We start from the raw sequence: 18,567 nt of genomic DNA, 5'->3' as shown, positions 1-18,567 counted from the left end.
CAAGGTCGATATCTATGGAGATGCCACGCCGATTTAACACGTACTGTCCGCACTGCGACGAGCACAACGAACACGAGGTCGAGCGCGTTCGAAGCGGTCGCACCTCGGGGATGACGAAGGTCAACGGGCGCCAGGCCGAGCGAACGCGCTCGGGCTACGGGAACGCGGGCAAGTTCTCGAAGGTTCCCTCCGGTGGGAAGCCGACCCAGAAGACCGACCTCAAGTACCGCTGTTCCGACTGCGGCAAGGCCCATCTCCGCGAGGGATGGCGCGCTGGCAAACTGGACCTTCAGGACTAACGATGGCAGGAAACTTCTTCAACGTCGAGTGCCCGGACTGTGAGAACGAACAGATCGTCTTCGGCAAGGCCGCCTCCGAAGTCGCTTGCGAGGTCTGCGGGCACACGCTCGCCCGACCGACCGGCGGCAAAGCGGCCATCGAGGGCGAGGTCCTCGAAACCGTCGAGGCACGATAATGAAATACAGCGGCTGGCCCGACCCCGGTGAACTCGTGGTCGGACGCGTCGACGAGATCGAGGACTTCGGCGTCTTCGTCGACCTCCAGGAGTACGAGGACAAGCGCGGCCTCTGTCACATCAGCGAGGTCGCCTCCGGCTGGATCAAGAACGTCCGCGACCACGTCTCCGAAGGGCAGACGGTCGTCGCGAAAGTGCTGGACGTCGATCAGGGCTCCCAACAGATCGATCTGTCGATCAAGGACGTCAACGACCACCAGCGTAAGGACAAGATCCAGGAGTGGAAAAACGAGCAGAAGGCCGACAACTGGATGCTCCTGGCGTTCGGCGAGGACATCGACGACGAGACCTACGCCGCCATCGCCAACGAGCTGCTGGCCGCCTTCGGCTCGATGTACGAGGGCTTCGAGGAGGCCGCGATCCACGGCGAGGAAGCCCTCGACGAGACCGACCTCGACGACGACGAGGTCGACGCCATCGTCGAGACCGCTCGCGAGAACGTCTCGGTGCCGTACGTCAACGTCACCGGCTACGTCACGCTGGAGTGCGCCAACGGCGACGGTGTCGACGTGATCAAGGAAGCCCTGCAGGCCGCCGAGGGTAACGGCGAGATCCCCGACGAAGTGGAGCTGGAGGTCACCTACGTCGGCTCGCCGGAGTACCGCATCCAGGTACGGGCGCCCGACTACAAGACCGCCGAGTCCCACCTCGAAGAGAGCGCCGACCGCGCCGTCGACGTCGTCGGCGACCACGGCGGCGGCGGGCGCTACCACCGCGACCGCGAGGTCGAAGCGGAGTAATCCACGGGACCCACCGCGGTGGCGGCCCCGGTCCAGTCTTCACATGAAATCCGACATTCTCGTCTGTTCGGCGTGGCGATCGGCCCACGAGCGGCCGCGCTACACGCTCTCGGACAGCTGTCCCGACTGCGGCGCCGAGGCGGTCAACTCCGCGCCGGCGCCGTTCTCACCCGAGGACAACTACGGGGAGTATCGACGCGCACTTAAGCGGCGGCGCCGCGACTAGGGCCCATGGACGAATTCGAACGCGAAGCGCTGGGCGACGTCGAACTCGACGACCCCGTGCTGGTCGAGGGACTGCCCGGCGTGGGTCACGTCGGGAAGCTCGCCGCCGAGCACCTCCTCGAAGAACTGGAGAGCGAGCCCGTCGAGCGCGTCCACTCGACGCACTTCCCGCCGCAGGTCAGCGTCGACGACGGCCGCACGGAGCTGGCGGGCGCGGAGTTCCACGCCGTCCGCCCCGAGGACGGCCGGGACATGCTCGTGCTCACCGGCGACCACCAGGCCCAGGACAACACCGGCCACTACGGTCTGACCGAGACCTTCCTCGACGTGGCCGACGACCACGGCGTCTCCCGCGCCTTCGCCCTGGGAGGCGTCCCGACCGGCGAACTCATCGAGGAGTACTCCGTGCTGGGCGCGGCGACGACCGACGGAGTGGTCGACGACCTCGAAGCCGTGGGCGTCGAGTTCCGCGAGGACGAGCCCGCCGGCGGCATCGTCGGCGTCAGCGGTCTCCTCCTCGGCCTCGGCGAGCGCCGCGGCTTCGAGGCGGCCTGTCTGATGGGCGAGACCAGCGGCTACCTCGTCGACCCCAAGAGCGCACAGGCCGTCCTCGAAGTGCTCCAGGAGGTCGTCGACTTCGAGGTCGACTACGCTTCCCTGGAGGAGCGAGCCGACGAGATGGAAGAGGTCGTCCGCAAGATCCAGGAGATGGACCAGGGGACGCCGACTCCCTCGGACGAGGACCTGCGGTACATCGGCTGACCGCGGCCCGTCGCCGACCCGGCTGGGGGCGACCCGACCCCCGGTCGAGACCCGAGCGACGATCCGCTGGCGAGACTTTGATAGTGGAGCGACGCCAACGCTCGCGCGTGGTACTCGACGCGCTGTTCGGGCTGCCCCGCTGGTTGCTCGTCGGTCTCGGGCTCGGCCTCGCCAGCAGCGTCCTCGCCGCCTGCCTGTTCGTCGCCGCCGACCGCCTGTTTCCGACGCGTCAGCATCCGCACGGTCGCGATGGCGGCGAACAGCGCCGGCGGGCCGAGTTACGCGACTACCTCGACGCCATCGGGGAGGCCTACGCCGAAGAGCACCCCGTCGAGGGACAGCCGGTCGCCTTCTACCTCCCCGAGCGCGACGTGGCGATCACGTTCGACGCGCAGGCGTACTACCGCATCGACCGCTCGCCGACCGTCCCCATCCTCGTCGAACACGAGATGCCCGGCGTCCACCTCGGCGACCGCCTCCCCTTCGAGGTGCCCGACGTCGACTTCGGTCCGGCCGAGCCGGCCGAGACCCGCGACCCCGCCACGGCCGCGTTCGACGAACTCGGCCTCGCGACGACCGCCAGTCTCGACGAAGTCAAAGCCGCCTACCGACGGAAGGTCAAGGAGGCCCACCCCGACCAGGGCGGCGACGAGGACGAGTTCAAACGCGTCCGCGAGGCGTACACGACGGCGAAACGCCACGCCGGGTGACGCGCTCTTCGGCCCCCGTCAGGGCGCCCCGTCGCGGTCGCCGTCCGTCCCCGGCGAGCCGTCGCGGTCGTCGGGCCGGACGAGGACGTGGCGTCGCGTGACGGTCACTGTACAGCCGGCGTACCGGAACGACACCCTCGTGCGAGTGCCCCGCCCGAGGAGGTCGTCGAACGCGTCCGTGTCGACCGTCTCGTGCAGGGGGTCGAGGTCGACGACGGAGCGGTCCGTCGCGGCGGCGACCGCCCGCACGACCGCGTGGCTGGGGCGCTCGTCCTCGTAGGCGTGCGTGACCGCCCAGTCGCATGCCACGGTCATCGGCGGACCGAGGGCCCCAGCGGGTCGACGGACCGACCGAGGGAGTCTCCCGGGCCGCCCGGGCGCCCGGCACCGGTCTCGGCCCTGTGCAGATACCAGTCGCGACTCGGCAGTTCGAATCGCGCCATGCACGTTCTTGATCGCCGACACCATTGAGCGTCGTACCTGAGTACTCTGGTGTCTCAGCGACTCCCCTCGGAATCGGGTCGTCGAACAGCGCCGGCCACTCGAAGGAGCCCGAGACGTATGCGCCTCCGGCGCGCCCCGCCGTTTTTCGGTCAGGTCCGCCGCGAGGCCCCGACGGAACTCGGGAGTGGTCCCTAGCCGACGAATTCGAACCGTGGGCGAAAACGGCGTTGCCGAGCCCGCGGAATCGCGGGACAGGCCGGACGGCCCGATTACTCGTCGTCTCCACCCTCGTCTATCGAAAAACTCTCTGCGGTCGCTTTTCGAGACGCCGGGAGAGCGACGCTCTCCGGAGCCCAAGCGGAAGACTCGGACTCGCGTTACTCGTCCTCGTCTTCCTCGTCGACGTCCTCGAAGTCGGCGTCGACGTACTCCTCGCCCTGGCCGCCGGCGCCGCCTGCGCCCGCCGCACCGCCGGGACCGGCGCCGCCCATGCCGCCCATGCCGCCGGCACCGGCCGCGCCGCCCGCGGCGCCCGCGCCGGCAGCGCCTTCGGCGGCCTGGTCCTGGTACATCTGCTTGCCGATCTCCTGGAGCGCCTCGGCGAGGCTCTCGGTGGCCTCTTTGTACTCCTCGGTCTCGGCGTCCTCGTCTTCGAGGACCTCGCGGACCTCGTCGATCTCGGCCTCGATATCCTCGACGAGCTCCTCGTCGACCTCGTCCTCGTTCTCTTCGAGGAGGGTCTCAGCGCGCTGGATCGTGCTCTCGGCCTCGTTGCGGGCCTCGATGCGCTCGCGACGTTCCTCGTCCTCCTCAGCGTGCTCTTCGGCCTCCTGCTGCATCTCCTCGATCTGGTCGTCGGAGAGGCCGGCGCCGCCTTCGATGGTGATCGCCTCCTCGTTGCCCGACCCCTTGTCCTCGGCGGAGACGTTCACGATGCCGTTCTCGTCGATGTTGAACGACACCTCGATCTGGGGGGTTCCGGCGGGCGACGGCGGGATGCCCGAGAGCGCGAACTCACCGAGGAGTTCGTTCTCGTTGGCGATCTCCCGTTCGCCCTGGAAGACGCGGATCTGGACCTGCGTCTGGTTGTCCGCGGCGGTGGTGAAGATCTTCGACTCCTCGGTCGGGATCGTGGTGTTCTTCTCGATGAGCCGCTCGAACAGGCCGCCCTTGACCTCGACACCGAGCGAGAGGGGCGTCACGTCGAGCAGGACGATGTCGTCCACGTCGCCGCTGAGGACGCCGCCCTGGATGGCCGCACCGAGCGAGACCGCCTCGTCCGGGTTGACGTTCTTCTTGGGCTCCTGGCCGGTCATCTCCTCGACGCGGTCCTGAACCTGGGGCATCCGCGTCGACCCGCCGACGAGGATGACCTCGTCGATGTCGCCCTGGCCGTAGCCGGCGTCTTCGAGGGCCTGCTCCGTCGGGCCGACCGTCCGCTCGATGAGGTCCTCGGTCAGCGACTCGAACTTTGCGCGGGTGAGCTTCTCCTCGAGGTCGAGGGGGCCGTCGTCCGTGGTCGTGATGAACGGCAGGTCGATGCGGGTCTCCTTGCGGTTCGAGAGCTCGATCTTCGCCTCCTCGGCGGCCTCGGTGAGCCGCTGGAGCGCCTGGCGGTCCTCGCGCAGGTCGATGCCGTGCTCGTCGTGGAACTGCTCGGCGAGGTAGTCGATGATGGCGTGGTCCCAGTCGTCGCCACCGAGGTCGTTGTCACCGTTCGTGGCGACGACCTCGTAGACGCCGCCGCCCAGATCGAGGATGGAGACGTCGAAGGTGCCCCCACCCAGGTCGTAGACGAGGACGGTCTGGTCGGACTCGTCGTCCAGCCCGTAGGCCATCGCGGCCGCGGTCGGCTCGTTGACGATGCGCTCGACCTCGAAGCCGGCGATCTCACCGGCGTCCTTCGTCGCCTGGCGCTGTCGGTCGTTGAAGTACGCGGGAACGGTGATGACCGCCTTCTCGACGTCGTCGCCGAGGTACTCCTCGGCGTCCCGTTTGATCTTCTGGAGGATCATCGCCGAGACCTGCTCGGGGGTGTACTCCTCCCCGTCGAGTTCGACCGAGTAGTCGTCCTCGCCCATGTGGCGCTTGATGGACTGGATGGTCTCGTCGGGGTTCTTGACCGCCTGATTCTTCGCGGGCTTGCCGACGAGACGCTCGCCGTCGTCGAACGCGACGACCGAGGGTGTCGTCCGCTCGCCTTCGCTGTTGACGATGATCTCGGGGTCGCCTCCCTCCATGACCGCGAACGCACTGTTCGTGGTCCCGAGGTCGATTCCGAGAATCTTGTTGCTCGCCATCTTACGCGTCTATACCCGATTGTGCCGGTTAAAAGTTGCTAGACGCGACCGACGGTGACCCCCTCCAGACGCCCGCAAACGGCCGATCTGTGGCTGGACCGCCGCGGTCGACCGGTGCCTATAAATCCGACCGCAATACGAGCCAAAGACCGTCGAAAAATCAGTCGGAAGACAGGTCTGCGGGCGTCGCAGCTACTGGCCTGCGCCGTCGCTGACGGTGACCTGCGCCTCGCGGATCACCTTGTCGGCCATCTCGTAGCCGGGGCGGTGGACCTCGGCGATGGCGCCCTCGGGCTGGTCCGAGTCGACGCGGACGAGCACCTCGTGGCGGTGAGGGTCCACGTCCTCGCCCGGCTCGGGTTCGACCACGTCGACGTTCTCCGCGTCGAGCACGTCGTCGAACGACCGCAGCGTCGACTCGACGCCGCCGCGGATATCGGCGTCCTCGTCCTGTTCGAGCGCGCGCTGCAGGTTGTCCCGCACGTCGAGCAGCCGGGTCACCAGGTCCTCGGTCGCCCGTTGTTCCTCCTCTTCGCGGCGCTTCTCCATCCGCTTTTTGAAGTTCTGGAACTCCGCCTGCTTGCGCTTGAGCTTCTCGGTCAGCTCCTCGATCTCTCCCTCCCGGTCGTCGAGCTGGTCCTCCAGTCCGTCGACGCGCGTCCGCAGCGCCGCGAGTTCGCGGGCGACGGACTCCGGGTCGGACTCGGCGACGCGGTCGACCAGTTGCTCGTCGACAGCGACCTCGCCGTCGGCCGCCGCGTCGCTCGACCCGTCGCCGTCACCGGCCTCGTCGGCGTCGATGACCTCGTCGGGCTGGACGGGCTCGTCGCTCGCGTCCCCCTCCTGCGCGGTCGCGCCTGGCTGCTCGTCTGCGGCCTCAGCGGGGTCGGACGCGTCCTGCTCGCTCATACCCGTAGGCAGTCGCCGCGGCGACAAAAGGGTTGAGAATCCGACCGCCGGCGCGCCGGCGAGGCCGCGTGACCGACGCGACATCGACCGGTCTCGGCCCGCACCGCTTAACTCCCAGGCGCGGATACAACCTGCAGTGACCGTCCGGCTCGTCTACGAGGAGGGCACCGTCAGGATCACCGGCGGCGACGCGCTCGACGACCTGCCGTTCGTCGAACGGGACGCCCGCTCGAAGTCCCGCCGGGCGCCCGCCCATCGCTACGTCGACCTCCTGGGGGCGCTGGACGAGCGCGGAGTCGCCTACGAGGACCGCGTGTTCGCCCTCTCGGACCTCTCGCTCGACTCGACGTACCAACTCCGAGAGTACCAGCGGGCCGCGCTCGACGACTGGACGGCCGCCGACCGCCGCGGCGTCCTCGCGAGCCACGCGAGTGAGGGCTCGCGACCGCTCGCCTGTCGCGGCGTGCTCGAACTCCCGACCGGGAGCGGCAAGACCGTCGTCGGTATCGCCGCGATGGAGGCGCTCGATACGCCGACGCTCGTCGTCGTGCCGACCATCGACCTGCTCGAACAGTGGCGCCGCGAACTCGAACGGGAGTTCGACCGCGAGGTGGGTCAGCTGGGCGGCGGCGAACAGCGTCTGGCCGACGTGACCGTCTCGACGTACGACTCGGCGTACCTCCGGGCGGACGAACTCGGCGACCGGTTCGGCCTCGTCGTCTTCGACGAGGTCCACCACCTCGGCGGCGAGGGCTACCGCGACATCGCCCGTCTGCTCGCCGCGCCAGCGCGGATGGGTCTCACCGCCACCTTCGAGCGCCCCGACGGCGCCCACGAGGTCGTCGAGGAGCTGGTCGGGCCGCTCGTCCACCGGATCGCCGTCGACGAACTCGCCGGCGACCACCTCGCCGACTACGACATCAAGCGCCTGACGGTCGAACTCACTCCGGAAGAGCGCGAGGTCTACGAGCGCCACCAGGAGACGTTCACCGACTACCTCGCGAGTTCGGGCATCCAGATGCGCTCGGGCAGCGACTACCAGGAACTCGTCAAGCGTTCCGGGAGCGACCCCCGAGCGCGGGAAGCGCTGCTGGCCAAACAGCGCGCCCGCGAGGTGATGATGAACGCCGACGAGAAGGTCGAGCGGCTCGAATCGCTGCTCGACCGCCACCGTGGGGGCGGCGAAGCCGCCTCCGGACCGAAACGCCGGCGAAGCCGACGCAGCGACGACCGCGTCATCGTCTTCACCGCTCACACCGACCTCGTCTATCGCCTCTCCGAGCGCTTTCTGATCCCGGCGATTACCCACGAGACGAGCGCGGACGAACGCCGCGAGATCCTCGAACGGTTCCGCTCGGGCGAGTACTCCCGGGTCGTGACGGCGAACGTCCTCGACGAGGGGGTCGACGTGCCCGACGCCAACGTCGCGGTCGTCCTCTCGGGCAGCGGGAGCGAGCGGGAGTTCACCCAGCGACTCGGCCGGATCTTGCGCCCGAAGGCCGACGGTGAACGCGCGCTACTCTACGAGATCGTCACCGAGGAGACGGCCGAAGAACGGGTCGCGCGACGGCGGCGCTAACGATCTACTCGATTCGATAAACTGCCATTTCATCGCCCATATGGGCCACATACGGCAGATTTACTTGCGAACCAGTGCCCGATCCGACGGAGGGTTTAGCACGGTCGCGTCCGAAGTGCGCACATGAGTTCTGCAGGCCCCCAGGGACTCCAGGCCGTCCCCGAAGCGCTCCAGGACCGCGAGTCCTGGCTCGACCCGTTCGACTGGTACCGCCGCATGCGCGAGGAGGCGCCGGTGAGATACGACCCTGGGCGCCGGACGTGGGACGTGTTCCGGTACGAGGACGTCAAGCGCGCGCTGGACGACGACGAGACGTTCTCGGTCGACCCGCGCGAGGCCGACGACTTCGAGGAGCCGGAGCAGCCGGGAGCGGGGTTCATCCTCGACACGATGCTGTTCGAGGACCCGCCCCGACACGGCGAACTCCGCGGCGTCGTCGACGACTGGTTCCAGCCGCGGACGCTCGCCGACCGCGAGCCCCACTTCCGGGAGCTGGCGGGCGAGTTACTCGACGACGCCGTCGACGACTCCGGGGAGATGGACGTGGTCGCGGACCTGGCGTACCCGTTCCCGGTGACAGTCATCGCGCAGTTGCTCGGCATCCCGCCGTCGGACCGCGGCCGGTTCAAGACGTGGTCCGACACGCTCGTCGCGGCCGCGAGCGACGACGAGGGCGCCGACGAGTTCACCGAGCGCCAGCAGCAGAGCCAGATGGAGATGGCCCAGTACTTCCTCGAAGCGGTCGAAGACCGCCGCGAGAACCCCCGCGACGACCTGCTGACGGTCATCGCCACCGAGGAGTCCGACACGGGCGGGCGCCTCTCTCACGAGGAAGCGCTGGGCACGTGCATCCTGTTGCTCGTCGCCGGCAACATCACCACGACGAACCTGCTCGCCAACGCGGTGCGGTCGTTCGCCGAGGCCGACGCCGTCCGCTTCGAGGAGTTGCGCGGCGACGAACGCGCGCTCTCGAACGCCATCGAGGAGGTGTTGCGATACCGCTCGCCGGTCCAGGCGATGAGCCGCGTCGCAGTCGAGGACGTTCGGATGGGGGGCGAGACCATCGAGGCGGGCGACCGGGTCGTCGTCTGGCTCGGCTCCGCCAACCGGGACGAGCGCCGGTTCGACGACGCCGACACGTTCGACCCCGACCGGTCGCCGAACCAGCACCTCGGGTTCGGCCACGGCACCCACTACTGTCTCGGCGCGCCGCTGGCTCGCCTGGAAGCAGAGGTCGGACTGTCGGAACTGCTCGACCGCGTCGAAAACGTGCGACTCGCGGACGCCACCCTCCAGCCGACCCGGAGTTCGTTCGTCTACGGCGTCGAGTCGCTCCCGATCCGCTACGACGAACGAGAGTGAGTCGAACGGTTCCAGCGGGACGGGCGGTCGAGCGAACGCGGAGGGCGTCTACGGCGAGTCGAGTCGACGCGTCCGCGACGGCTCACTCGCTCGGGTTCGGGGTCGACCCGGGCGTCTCGCTCGGCGTGTCGGTCGGCGGTACGGACGGAGTCGGGTCCGGGCTCGAGGCGGCGGCGGTCGCTCCCGTCGTGTTCGAGTCGGAGTCGGCCGACGTCGAGGCCCGGGTTTCGCGGTCGGTCGCAGTCGGCCGGTCTTCGAGGTAGGGCGTGACCGTCCCCTCCGGGATCGGCGTGTCGGGCGGCCCGGACTCGAAGGTGGGGTCGAAGTCCGTCATCTGGCGTTCGGCGATCGGGAAGCGGAACACGTACTGTCGGCTCGCGTTTCGCTGGAGGACGACGTGGCGCGACGACGTGAACGTCTTGTCGTCGGCCCCCACGGAGACGGTCAGCACCGCTTCGTGGGCGACGTCGGCGCGATTTCGGACCATCAGCTCGACCAGCAGGTCGCCGTCCTCGTCGGACCGGAACGTCCGAGCCGGGATAACGAACCGCTGCTGGTCCGGCGTCGGCTCGGCGTCGTCTCCGCTCCCGTCGCCGTCTCCGCCCGACTCGCCGGCGAACTCGTCTTCTTCGGGGGTCGCGATCCCCGCCGGCGGTTCGGGAGCCACAGCCGGCACCTCGCGGTTGGCCGTACAGCCCGCGCCCGCCCCCGCCGCGAGGGCGGCCAGCCCGCGCAGGACCGTCCGTCGTTGCATACTGCTCTCCCGGGTGCGGTCCGGTAAGAATCTTCCCGTCACGAACGGCGCGGCCCCCTCTCGACCCGGCGCACTCCCGCCGCGCTTATCCCGTTCGCCGGCCGAGTCGCGGGTGTGCTGACGAAGGACCTGCTGCGCGTCTCGCGGGCCGGCGGCGGCTTCCACCCCCAGTTCGTCGGGGAGGCCCAGCGCGACCTCGCGGCCCGCGTCCTCGGCGTCTACCAGGGCCACGTCGACCACACGCGAGCGGCCCTCGACGACGCGCTGACCGACCTCGAAGGCGACGCCGAGGACTTCAAGCTCGTCCGCGGATTCGCCAAGCTCCTCGACCGGGAGGCCCGCTTCGAGGTCCGAGCCCCCGTCGAACCCCGCCGCGCCCGCGAGGTCGCCTTCGAAGCGAGCGAAGCCGTCGGCGTCGTCAGCGCCGACGACCGCGAACGGGCGCTCGCGCGGGCCGCCGACCGCCTCGACACCGAGCCGGACGACGTGGCCGACGCCCTCTACGCCGACCTCGACGACCGGCAGGTCCTCGCCGAAATCGACCCGCGCTGGGACCCCGGGGAGCTGGTCGCCCAGTACAACCTCTCGCTGGCTCAGACCGCGCTGTTCGACGCGACCGAGGTCCGCGTCCGCTCCTCGGACCCGAAGGCGCTCGTCTCGGCCGTCAAGCGCTTGCGGCTGATGTACGAGGTCCGGAAGACCGACGCCGGCCGCGAGGTCGTCGTCACCGGACCGGACGCCCTGTTCCGCAGTACGCGTCGCTACGGCACCCGCTTCGCTCGCCTGCTTCGCACCGTGGCGAAAGCCGACGAGTGGACGCTGACCGCGACCGTCGACGACCGGGGCACCGAGCGGGAGATGACGCTGACCGACGCGCACGTGTCGGTCCCCGGCGTCGAACCAGTCACCGAGGTGAGTTACGACAGCGGCGTCGAGGCCGATTTCGCCGCGCGCTTCGAGTCCCTCGGGCTGGACTGGGACCTCGTGCGCGAGCCCGAACCCCTCGAAGCGGGCGCCAGCGTCGCTATCCCCGACTTCGCCTTCGACTACCGCCACGCCGACTTCCGCGTCTTCTTCGAGATCATGGGGTTCTGGACGCCCGAGTACGTCGAGAAGAAACTCGGACAGCTGGACGCCATCGACGACGTCGAGATACTCGTCGCCGTCGACGAGAGCCTCGGCGCCGGCGAGGCGATCGAGGCCCGCGACCACCGGGCGATCCCTTACTCCGGGACGGTCCGCATCAAGGACGTGCGCGACGCGCTCCGGCGCTACGAGGACGAACTCGTCGCCGAGAGTGTCGCCGCCCTGCCCGACGAACTGGTCCCCGACGCGGACGTGGTGACCATCGAGTCGCTGGCCGCCGAGTACGGCGTCAGCGAAGACGCCGTCGAGGGCAAGTCGTTCCCCGACCACGAGCGCGTCGGGCGGACGCTCGTCAGGCCGGCGGTGCTGGACGACCTCGGCGAGCGGATCGAGACCGGGATGACACTCGGCGACGCAGAAGCGGTCCTCGACGAGTACGGCATCGACGACGCCAGCGCCGCGCTGTCGGCGCTGGGCTACCGCGTCGAGTGGGAAGGCCTGAGCGGCGGGACCCTCCGCGAGCGCGCCGACTGAGTGCGGTTACGGTGCGGTCGGCGCGCGCTGGAGCGCGCTTTCATGCGCGCGACGGTATCGTGCGAGGGATGAGCATCGGAGCGAACGCAGTGAGCGCGAAGCGCAATCGGCTCGGGAGGTCTGTGGCTGTCTGCGGTGCCGTGCGGGGCGGTCGCGGTTCCTGGTGGACTGAACGGGCGAGGGGCGCTCGCGTCCGCTGTAGTCGTCTGAGCGGGCCACTATCTGAGCGACCACAGGGAGCGAAGATATCCCGCTCAGCGACCGCGAGCGCGGCGAGGGGTTTCAGCGCTCACCGCTGCTTGCGGTAGCGACTCGGCTAACGATCCGGAGACTACCAACACCCTGCCGCCGGAATCATACACTCGAGTCACAGCTCCCGCCGTCGCCCCTTCGGAACCTGCGACCGGAGTTCGCCGTGGACGTACAGCCCGACGCCGACCGGCTCGGACTCACCCGCAACGTCCGTCGTGACGATCAGGTAGCCCCAGTCGCCGTCCCAGTCGAGTTCCTGGTCGTCGCCGGCGACGAACGTCGCGGCCGCCTCGCGGGGGAGGTGGATGACGCACTCCTCCGCGCTGTCGCCGAACCGCTGGACCGCCTCCAGGGTCGGCTTCCAGTGCTCGCGGCGGGTCCGCAGGAAGGCCAGCCCGAGCCCCTCGATAGCGACCGGCGAGGCGACGTCGTCGGCGAACGCCCAGATCTTGCCCGAACCGCGCTCCCAGAAGGTGTGGCCGTCGAACGTCTCCGGCGGGACGCCGAACCGCTCGTCCCACCAGTCCAGCACCTCCTCGCGGGTGGGCCGCCCCTCCACGACCCGCTCGTCGGCGGTCGCTGGCAGCCGGTCGAATCGCGTCCCGTCGTTCTCGGGCGGTGCGTCGCCGGCGCCTCCCGCGTCGGCGTTCTCGGGGCTCATTGGGCGGTCACCTCCAGTTTCGCGCAGAAAAAGCCGCCCGTATCGTTGTGGTGGGGGTAGATGCGCTTGGCCTTCTCGACCGATCCGTCGAACGAGTCGCCCTGCCACTCGGTGACGCCGGGGGTCGACTCCAGGGGCAGGTCGAACTCGACCAGCTCGCAAGGCTCCTCGGACAGGGCGTGGTCGAGAACGGCCTCGTTCTCCTCGGGCGCGAACGTGCAGGTGGAGTAGACGACGGTGCCGCCCTCCCTCGTCGTCTGGATCGCGCGGCGGAGCACGCCCTTCTGGACGCCGGAGATGCCCTCGACGTGGTCGAGTTCCCAGTCGTCCAGCGCGTCGGGGTTCTTCCGGATAGTCCCCTCGCAGGAGCACGGCACGTCGACGAGCGCGCGGTCGTACGGAGCGCCCTCGCGACCCCCGTCGGAATCCGGTGCGCGGAAGGGTTTGAGCGAGTGGTTGCGGGCGTCCTCGTGGGTGACGGCGACGTTCGTGGCGCCGGCGCGCTCGGCGTTGGACCGGAGCGCCGAGATGCGGCCGAGGTTGTTGTCGGTGGCGACCAAGAGGCCGGTGTCGTCCATCAGGGCGGCCAGCTGAGTCGTCTTGCTCCCCGGGGCGGCGCAGGCGTCCCAGACGCGCTCGCCGGGCTGGGGGTCGAGTACCGCGGCGGGGACGGCCGAGACCTCCTCCTGACCGTGGATCCACCCGAGTACGTAGGGCCAGTTGGTCCCCGGCTGGTCGTCGGGGAGAGCGAACAGGCCGTCGTGCCACCCGACGGGTTCGTGGGCGATGTCGGCTTCGTCCAGGGCGGCGCGGGCCCGCTCGACGGTCGTCTTCAGCGTGTTGACGCGGACGACCGACGGGAGCGGGCGGTCACAGGCCGCGCGGAAGGCGTCGAAATCGTCGACGAGCGACTCGTAGCGCTCCAGTACGTCCATTGGCTCCCCGTTGTCAGCCGGCCGTGTTAACCCTCTCGGCTCCGCCTCGACGCGGGTCGACGGCCGCTGGGACAGGGTCTTCGACCGAACAGGGCCGTCCGCGCTCGGTTTTAAGCCGCTGGCGGCCGGGGTGACGGTATGGCGCAGATCGACGTACACCGCGAGGACATCGAACTCGACGAGCCGACGCTGGTCGAGGGGCTCCCCGGCGTCGGTCTCGTCGGCAAGATCGCCGCGGACCACCTCGTCGACGCCCTGGACATGACCTACTACGCCGCGTGTCACTGCGAGGGGCTGCCCGAGGTCGCCGTCTTCGGCGAGGACGACCGGACCTACCAGCCGCCGGTGCGGCTCTACGCCGACGAGCGGCGCGACCTGCTGGCGCTCCAGAGCGACGTGCCGGTCTCGCCGAACGTCGCCGACGACTTCGCGACCTGCCTGACGGGCTGGCTGGCCGACCGCGACGCGACGGCGCTGTACGTCTCGGGCCTCCCCGCCGAGAAGGAGGGGGTCCCGAACCTCTACGGCGTCGCCAGCGGCGAGGCGACCGGTCTCCTCGACGAGTACGATATCGCGCCGCCGGCCGAGAGCGGCGTTATCAGCGGCCCGACCGGCGCGCTGCTGTATGAGGCCGAACGGAGCGGCCTCGACGCGCTCGGGCTCGTCGTCGAGGCCAACCGGAACTTCCCCGACCCCGAGGCGGCGCGGGTCGTTCTCCTCGACGGCTTCGGCCCGATCGCCGGCGTCGACGTGGACACGGACCACCTCGTCGAGCAGGCCGAAGAGATCAGCCAGGCCCGCGAGAACCTCGCCAAGCGGATGCAGGAAGGCGACGAGGAGAGTTCGAGAGCCCAGCCGATGGGCATGTACCAGTAACGCTCGAATGAGCGTCGCCACCGCAGCGGGAACGTTCGGCGTCGGTGTCGTCTTCGGCCTCGCGTTAGCGGCGCCGCCGGGACCGATGAACGCCGTCATCGCCGAGGAGAGCGTCCTCCGCGGGTGGGTCGCCGGCTTCACCGCCGGCCTGGGCGCGATGACGGCCGACCTCGTCTTCTTCGCCCTGTCGCTGGCGGGCGTCGTCGCCTTCCTGCAGGGCGCCGAGACCGTCCGCGCGGCGATGGTCGGCGTCGGCGGCCTGCTGATGCTGTACTTCGCCGTCGGCGCCGCGCGGGACGCCCGCGCGGACTTTCTGTCGGACGACGCGGGTCCGGACGCCGACGACGCCGACGCCCGCGGGTTCACGAAGGCGTTCGTCCTCGCGCTGACGAACCCCTACCAGATCATCTTCTGGCTGACCGTCGGCGTCGGCCTGCTCGAACCGGGGACCGTGGACGTGTTGTCGTATCTCCCGGCGGTCGGCGAGGGCCTCGCCGGCGCGCTCGTCGTGCGGACGGGGAGCCCGGCGCTGCTGGCGGGGCTGTTCGGCGGCATCGTCGTCTGGATCACGGGGTTCCCGGCGACGCTGGTCAGCGTCGGGCGACGGGTCGACGCGTTCGCGCCCGCCGCCGCGGTCGCCTCGGCGCTGGTGCTGGCGGGCTTCGGCCTCACCTTCTGCTGGACGGCGGCGCGGACGCTGGCCGGCCTGTGAGGGGATCGACCGCCGGGAACGCCGCCGTTCGGCGCGTCAGTCCGACCCGCCGGGCGGTCCGGGCGCTTCCTCGGGCTCGACGTCGGCGACCTCGGCTTCGAGCCACTCCTTGAACCACCTGACGCGCTTGAGCCGCCGGTGGCAGATGCTCTCGGCGGTGTCGCTGCGGACGCGGTCGCGGGCGTCGACGCCCCGTTCGAGGACCCGGCCGACCATCTCGGCGGCGTCGATGTGCGTGCGGGACTCGTAGCCCATCCGCAACAGCATGAGCGCCGTGCCGTTGGCGCCGACCTTGTCGAGCAGGTCGGCCTCGATGAGACACTGGGTCTCCAGCGGCAGGTCGGTCAACTCGCCCTGATAGGAGTGGTCGCGGACGGCGGCGCAGACCTCGTCGACGAACGACGCCGGGTAGTCGCCGTGGCTGGTGAGATACTCGCGGGTGACGCGGGCGCCCTCCTCGGCGTGGAGGTCCTGGTCAACCTCCAGCTTCGCGATGTCGTGAAAGAGGGCGGCGACTCGGGTCACGTCGACGTTCGCGCCTTCCGCCTCGGCGATCTCCTCGGAGAGTTCGACCACGTTGAGGATGTGGTTGAACCGGTACTCCGCGGAGTGCCAGGGGTACCACCGCATGCGACCGCCGTCGTCCTCGCTCTCGACGCTGGCGGCCAGGTAGTCGTGGACGAAAGCTTCCATCTCCGCGAACGCCTCGGCCGAGACGGGCGACTCCCTAATTTCGACGCCCACGGAACCCCCTCCAAGAGATACGTGCGTCAGTCATCTTACGAACAGAAAGGCGCGTTCGACTCTTAGGCGTTACGACACCCGTGGCCCGCCGGTTTCGACCCCGTTGCGCCCCCCGCGAACGGCGGTGTCCGACCGCCTGCGCCCGTTCCACGACGGACGGATTCGCACGCTATCGGTCGATCCGTCGTTCGGCGAACCGGAACGCGTCCCGGATCCCGCTCCGTGCCGTTCACCGATCTCGACGCGCGTCCAGCGCGCGGGCCGACCGGTTCGCGAGTCGGAACCCGATCGGCGGTGTGGCGTGGTTTTATCGTGGTGCGTGCCAACGTATGTCGTATGAACGTGCGCACCGCAGAGCGGGGGGACCGACCGGCGATCCGGGACGTGGCGCGGCGGTCGCTGCAGGCGTCATACTCGCTGAGTCCGGAGGCGATCACCGGTGCCGTCTCCGAGTGGTACGGCGAGGCGGCGCTGGACGAGGCGACGAACGACGAGCAGCGACACCTGCTGGTCGCCGACCGGGAGGGACAGGTCGTCGGCTTCGCCGAGAGCGAACTGTCCGGCGAGGACGCGACGCTGCTGTGGCTCCACGTCGACCCCGCCTATCGGGGCGAGGGGATCGGCACGGCGCTGTTCGAGGAGACCCGCGAGCGGCTGACCGAGGCCGGCGCCGACCGGATGGTCGGCCGCGTCCTCGCCGACAACATCGACGGCAACGGCTTCTACGAGGCCCAGGGCTTCGAACAGGTCGACGAGGCCGACCTGGAGATCGCCGGTCACCACCACGTCGAGAACGTCTGGGCGGAGTCCGGCGACGGCGGCCTCCAGGCCCTCAAGAGCGCCGACGGCGCGACCGTCTACGTCGACGAGACCGACTGGGACGACGGTTCCGCCGCGAAGTTCTACACCGTCTACCGCGACGAGGACGGCACCGACCATTACGGCTACTTCTGTAGCAACTGCAACCGCCTCGCCAACGCCATGGACGCGATGGGCCGCATCGAGTGCGACAACTGCGGCAACGCCCGCAAGCCGACCCGGTGGGACGCCGCCTACCTCTGAGCGGCCCGTCGGCGTTCGATTCGCGATAGCGTCCGACAGAGGACGGTCACCGCTTGCCGCCGCGCGGAGTCACTCCGCGTCACCGGACCCAGACCCGAGACGGGACGTCGAGGGTCGACTCAGGTCGGGAGACTCAAGGACCGCGGGTGGGAGGTGGGAGACGATGGAGACGAGTCATCGGGTCGTCGTCGACGACGCGCGCGAACTCGATACGCTGGCCGACGACAGCGTCGACCTGGTCGTGACCTCGCCGCCGTACCCGATGATCGAGATGTGGGACGAGGCGTTCGGCGCGCTCGACCCGGCCGTCGCGGACGCGCTGGAGGAGGGCGACGGGCAACGCGCCTTCGAGGCGATGCACGGCGTCCTCGACGAAGTGTGGGCGGAACTGGAGCGGGTCCTCGTCGACGGCGGGGTCGCCTGCGTCAACGTCGGCGACGCCACGCGCACCGTCGACGGGAGCTTCCGCGTCTACCCCAACCACGCCCGCGTGCTCGAAGCGTTCCAGTCGCTCGGGTTCGATCCGCTGCCGGACGTGCTCTGGCGCAAACCCACCAACAGCGCGGCGAAGTTCATGGGCTCGGGGATGGTCCCGCCCAACGCCTACGTCACGCTCGAACACGAGTACGTCCTCCTCTTCCGCAACGGCGGGGACTCCCGGTCGTTCGAGCCCGGCGCCGACCGCCGCTACGAGGCCGCCTACTTCTGGGAGGAGCGCAACCGCTGGTTCTCCGACGTGTGGACCGACGTGACCGGCGACCTCCAGGCGCTCGACCACGACGAACTGCGCGAGCGCTCCGCGGCGTTCCCCTTCGAGATCCCCTACCGCCTCGTCAACATGTACTCCGCCTACGGCGACACCGTCCTCGACCCCTTCTGGGGCACCGGTACCACCTCCCTCGCCGCCCTCGTCGCCGGCCGCGACTCCGTCGGCTACGAGCGCGAGGCCGCCTTCGCCGAGGTGTTCGACGACGCGGTGGCCGACGCGCCCGCGCTCTCCCGGTCGGTCGTCGACGAACGCCTCGACCGCCACCGCGCGTTCGTCGCCGACGTTCGAGCCGAGGGCGACGAACTCGGCTACGACGCCGTCCACTACGACTTCCCCGTCCGAACCAAACAGGAACGGGAGATCCGCTTCTACGAAGTCGAATCAGTCGAGTCGACCGACGAGGGGTATCGGGTGACTCACGAACCGGTCTGAGCGTTACGAGCGTCACTGGAAAAGATCGGTCGTATCTGGAACCTCAAGCCCGACAGAAGTGTAATATATTTTACATAGTCCCGAACGGATTCGAACCGTTGTCAGTGGCTGTCTCCGGGGATCTGACGGGTTTCAGAACCCCTCCAAAGGCCACTATGATTGGCCACTACACCACGGGACTTCA

20 protein-coding genes and 1 tRNA gene are annotated in these 18,567 nt (G+C 69.4%); 13 read left to right on the top strand and 8 right to left on the bottom strand.

Annotation, left to right across the window (positions count from 1 at the left end):
* The first annotated feature begins 14 nt into the window (after positions 1-14).
* From C475_RS10865 to C475_RS10840, 6 genes are all read left to right on the top strand, one after another.
* On the top strand, positions 15-299 hold the full coding sequence (locus C475_RS10865; protein WP_006883878.1) for a 50S ribosomal protein L44e: 285 nt from the start codon (positions 15-17) through the stop codon (positions 297-299).
* A gap of 2 nt (positions 300-301) precedes the next feature.
* Positions 302-475, top strand: coding sequence for a 30S ribosomal protein S27e (locus C475_RS10860; protein ID WP_006883877.1), 174 nt, complete (start codon positions 302-304; stop codon positions 473-475).
* Positions 475-1,275 (top strand): translation initiation factor IF-2 subunit alpha, encoded by an 801-nt coding sequence (locus C475_RS10855; protein WP_006883876.1) that lies wholly within the window; start codon positions 475-477, stop codon positions 1,273-1,275. The genes C475_RS10860 and C475_RS10855 overlap by 1 nt, the downstream gene beginning before the upstream one ends.
* A 43-nt stretch (positions 1,276-1,318) precedes the next feature.
* Positions 1,319-1,501 carry an RNA-protein complex protein Nop10 gene (locus C475_RS10850; protein WP_006883875.1) on the top strand — a complete coding sequence of 61 codons (183 nt, stop codon included), beginning with the start codon at positions 1,319-1,321 and terminating at the stop codon, positions 1,499-1,501.
* 5 nt (positions 1,502-1,506) lie between these two features.
* Positions 1,507-2,262 carry a proteasome assembly chaperone family protein gene (locus C475_RS10845; RefSeq protein WP_006883874.1) on the top strand — a complete coding sequence of 252 codons (756 nt, stop codon included), beginning with the start codon at positions 1,507-1,509 and terminating at the stop codon, positions 2,260-2,262.
* Positions 2,263-2,369: 107 nt separating this feature from the next.
* Positions 2,370-2,972: a J domain-containing protein gene (locus tag C475_RS10840; protein ID WP_049930462.1), complete on the top strand. Its 603-nt coding sequence runs from the start codon at positions 2,370-2,372 to the stop codon at positions 2,970-2,972.
* Positions 2,973-2,990: 18 nt separating this feature from the next.
* Here C475_RS10840 and C475_RS10835 read toward each other — a convergent pair whose 3' ends face one another.
* The 3 genes from C475_RS10835 to C475_RS10825 form a co-directional block, all read right to left on the bottom strand.
* Positions 2,991-3,287 (bottom strand): HalOD1 output domain-containing protein, encoded by a 297-nt coding sequence (locus tag C475_RS10835; RefSeq protein WP_006883872.1) that lies wholly within the window; start codon positions 3,285-3,287, stop codon positions 2,991-2,993.
* A 506-nt stretch (positions 3,288-3,793) separates the two neighbouring features.
* Positions 3,794-5,716 carry a molecular chaperone DnaK gene (gene dnaK / locus C475_RS10830; RefSeq protein WP_006883871.1) on the bottom strand — a complete coding sequence of 641 codons (1,923 nt, stop codon included), beginning with the start codon at positions 5,714-5,716 and terminating at the stop codon, positions 3,794-3,796.
* 192 nt (positions 5,717-5,908) lie between these two features.
* Positions 5,909-6,625: a nucleotide exchange factor GrpE gene (locus C475_RS10825; protein ID WP_006883869.1), complete on the bottom strand. Its 717-nt coding sequence runs from the start codon at positions 6,623-6,625 to the stop codon at positions 5,909-5,911.
* 136 nt (positions 6,626-6,761) lie between these two features.
* Between C475_RS10825 and C475_RS10820 the strand changes: the two genes are divergently transcribed.
* Both C475_RS10820 and C475_RS10815 read left to right on the top strand, forming a co-directional pair.
* Positions 6,762-8,204: a DEAD/DEAH box helicase gene (locus C475_RS10820; protein ID WP_006883868.1), complete on the top strand. Its 1,443-nt coding sequence runs from the start codon at positions 6,762-6,764 to the stop codon at positions 8,202-8,204.
* 123 nt (positions 8,205-8,327) lie between these two features.
* Positions 8,328-9,566: a cytochrome P450 gene (locus C475_RS10815; RefSeq protein ID WP_006883867.1), complete on the top strand. Its 1,239-nt coding sequence runs from the start codon at positions 8,328-8,330 to the stop codon at positions 9,564-9,566.
* An 82-nt stretch (positions 9,567-9,648) separates the two neighbouring features.
* On the opposite strand, the gene C475_RS10810 is transcribed toward C475_RS10815, so the two are convergent.
* Positions 9,649-10,320, bottom strand: coding sequence for a hypothetical protein (locus C475_RS10810; protein ID WP_049930459.1), 672 nt, complete (start codon positions 10,318-10,320; stop codon positions 9,649-9,651).
* Between the two features lie 114 nt (positions 10,321-10,434).
* On the opposite strand from C475_RS10810, the gene C475_RS10805 reads away from it, so the two are divergent.
* Positions 10,435-11,940: a DUF790 family protein gene (locus C475_RS10805; protein WP_006883866.1), complete on the top strand. Its 1,506-nt coding sequence runs from the start codon at positions 10,435-10,437 to the stop codon at positions 11,938-11,940.
* A 367-nt stretch (positions 11,941-12,307) separates the two neighbouring features.
* Here the strand turns inward: C475_RS10805 and C475_RS10800 are convergent, their stop codons facing one another.
* Both C475_RS10800 and C475_RS10795 read right to left on the bottom strand, forming a co-directional pair.
* Positions 12,308-12,853 carry a DUF7122 family protein gene (locus C475_RS10800; protein WP_006883865.1) on the bottom strand — a complete coding sequence of 182 codons (546 nt, stop codon included), beginning with the start codon at positions 12,851-12,853 and terminating at the stop codon, positions 12,308-12,310.
* Positions 12,850-13,788 (bottom strand): RsmB/NOP family class I SAM-dependent RNA methyltransferase, encoded by a 939-nt coding sequence (locus C475_RS10795; protein ID WP_006883864.1) that lies wholly within the window; start codon positions 13,786-13,788, stop codon positions 12,850-12,852. Before C475_RS10795 ends, C475_RS10800 begins: the two co-directional genes overlap by 4 nt.
* A gap of 138 nt (positions 13,789-13,926) precedes the next feature.
* On the opposite strand from C475_RS10795, the gene C475_RS10790 reads away from it, so the two are divergent.
* On the top strand, positions 13,927-14,664 hold the full coding sequence (locus C475_RS10790; protein WP_006883863.1) for a proteasome assembly chaperone family protein: 738 nt from the start codon (positions 13,927-13,929) through the stop codon (positions 14,662-14,664).
* A 7-nt stretch (positions 14,665-14,671) separates the two neighbouring features.
* Positions 14,672-15,376: a LysE family translocator gene (locus C475_RS10785; protein ID WP_006883862.1), complete on the top strand. Its 705-nt coding sequence runs from the start codon at positions 14,672-14,674 to the stop codon at positions 15,374-15,376.
* Between the two features lie 36 nt (positions 15,377-15,412).
* On the opposite strand, the gene C475_RS10780 is transcribed toward C475_RS10785, so the two are convergent.
* A complete protein-coding gene (locus tag C475_RS10780; protein ID WP_049930457.1) occupies positions 15,413-16,120 on the bottom strand; it encodes an HD domain-containing protein in 708 nt (235 codons plus the stop codon).
* Positions 16,121-16,456: 336 nt separating this feature from the next.
* Between C475_RS10780 and C475_RS10775 the strand changes: the two genes are divergently transcribed.
* Positions 16,457-17,182, top strand: a complete 726-nt coding sequence (locus tag C475_RS10775; protein ID WP_006883860.1) for a GNAT family N-acetyltransferase — start codon at positions 16,457-16,459, stop codon at positions 17,180-17,182.
* A 163-nt stretch (positions 17,183-17,345) separates the two neighbouring features.
* On the top strand, positions 17,346-18,383 hold the full coding sequence (locus C475_RS10770; RefSeq protein ID WP_006883859.1) for a DNA-methyltransferase: 1,038 nt from the start codon (positions 17,346-17,348) through the stop codon (positions 18,381-18,383).
* Between the two features lie 75 nt (positions 18,384-18,458).
* Here the strand turns inward: C475_RS10770 and C475_RS10765 are convergent.
* Positions 18,459-18,564, bottom strand: a tRNA-Gln gene (locus tag C475_RS10765).
* Between the last annotated feature and the right edge of the window lie 3 nt (positions 18,565-18,567).

Origin of the sequence: Halosimplex carlsbadense 2-9-1 (assembly GCF_000337455.1) — an archaeon.
GTDB lineage: Archaea > Halobacteriota > Halobacteria > Halobacteriales > Haloarculaceae > Halosimplex > Halosimplex carlsbadense.
The sequence above is the reverse complement of the archived record's forward strand: the minus strand, read 5'-3'. Positions and strand labels throughout refer to the sequence as shown.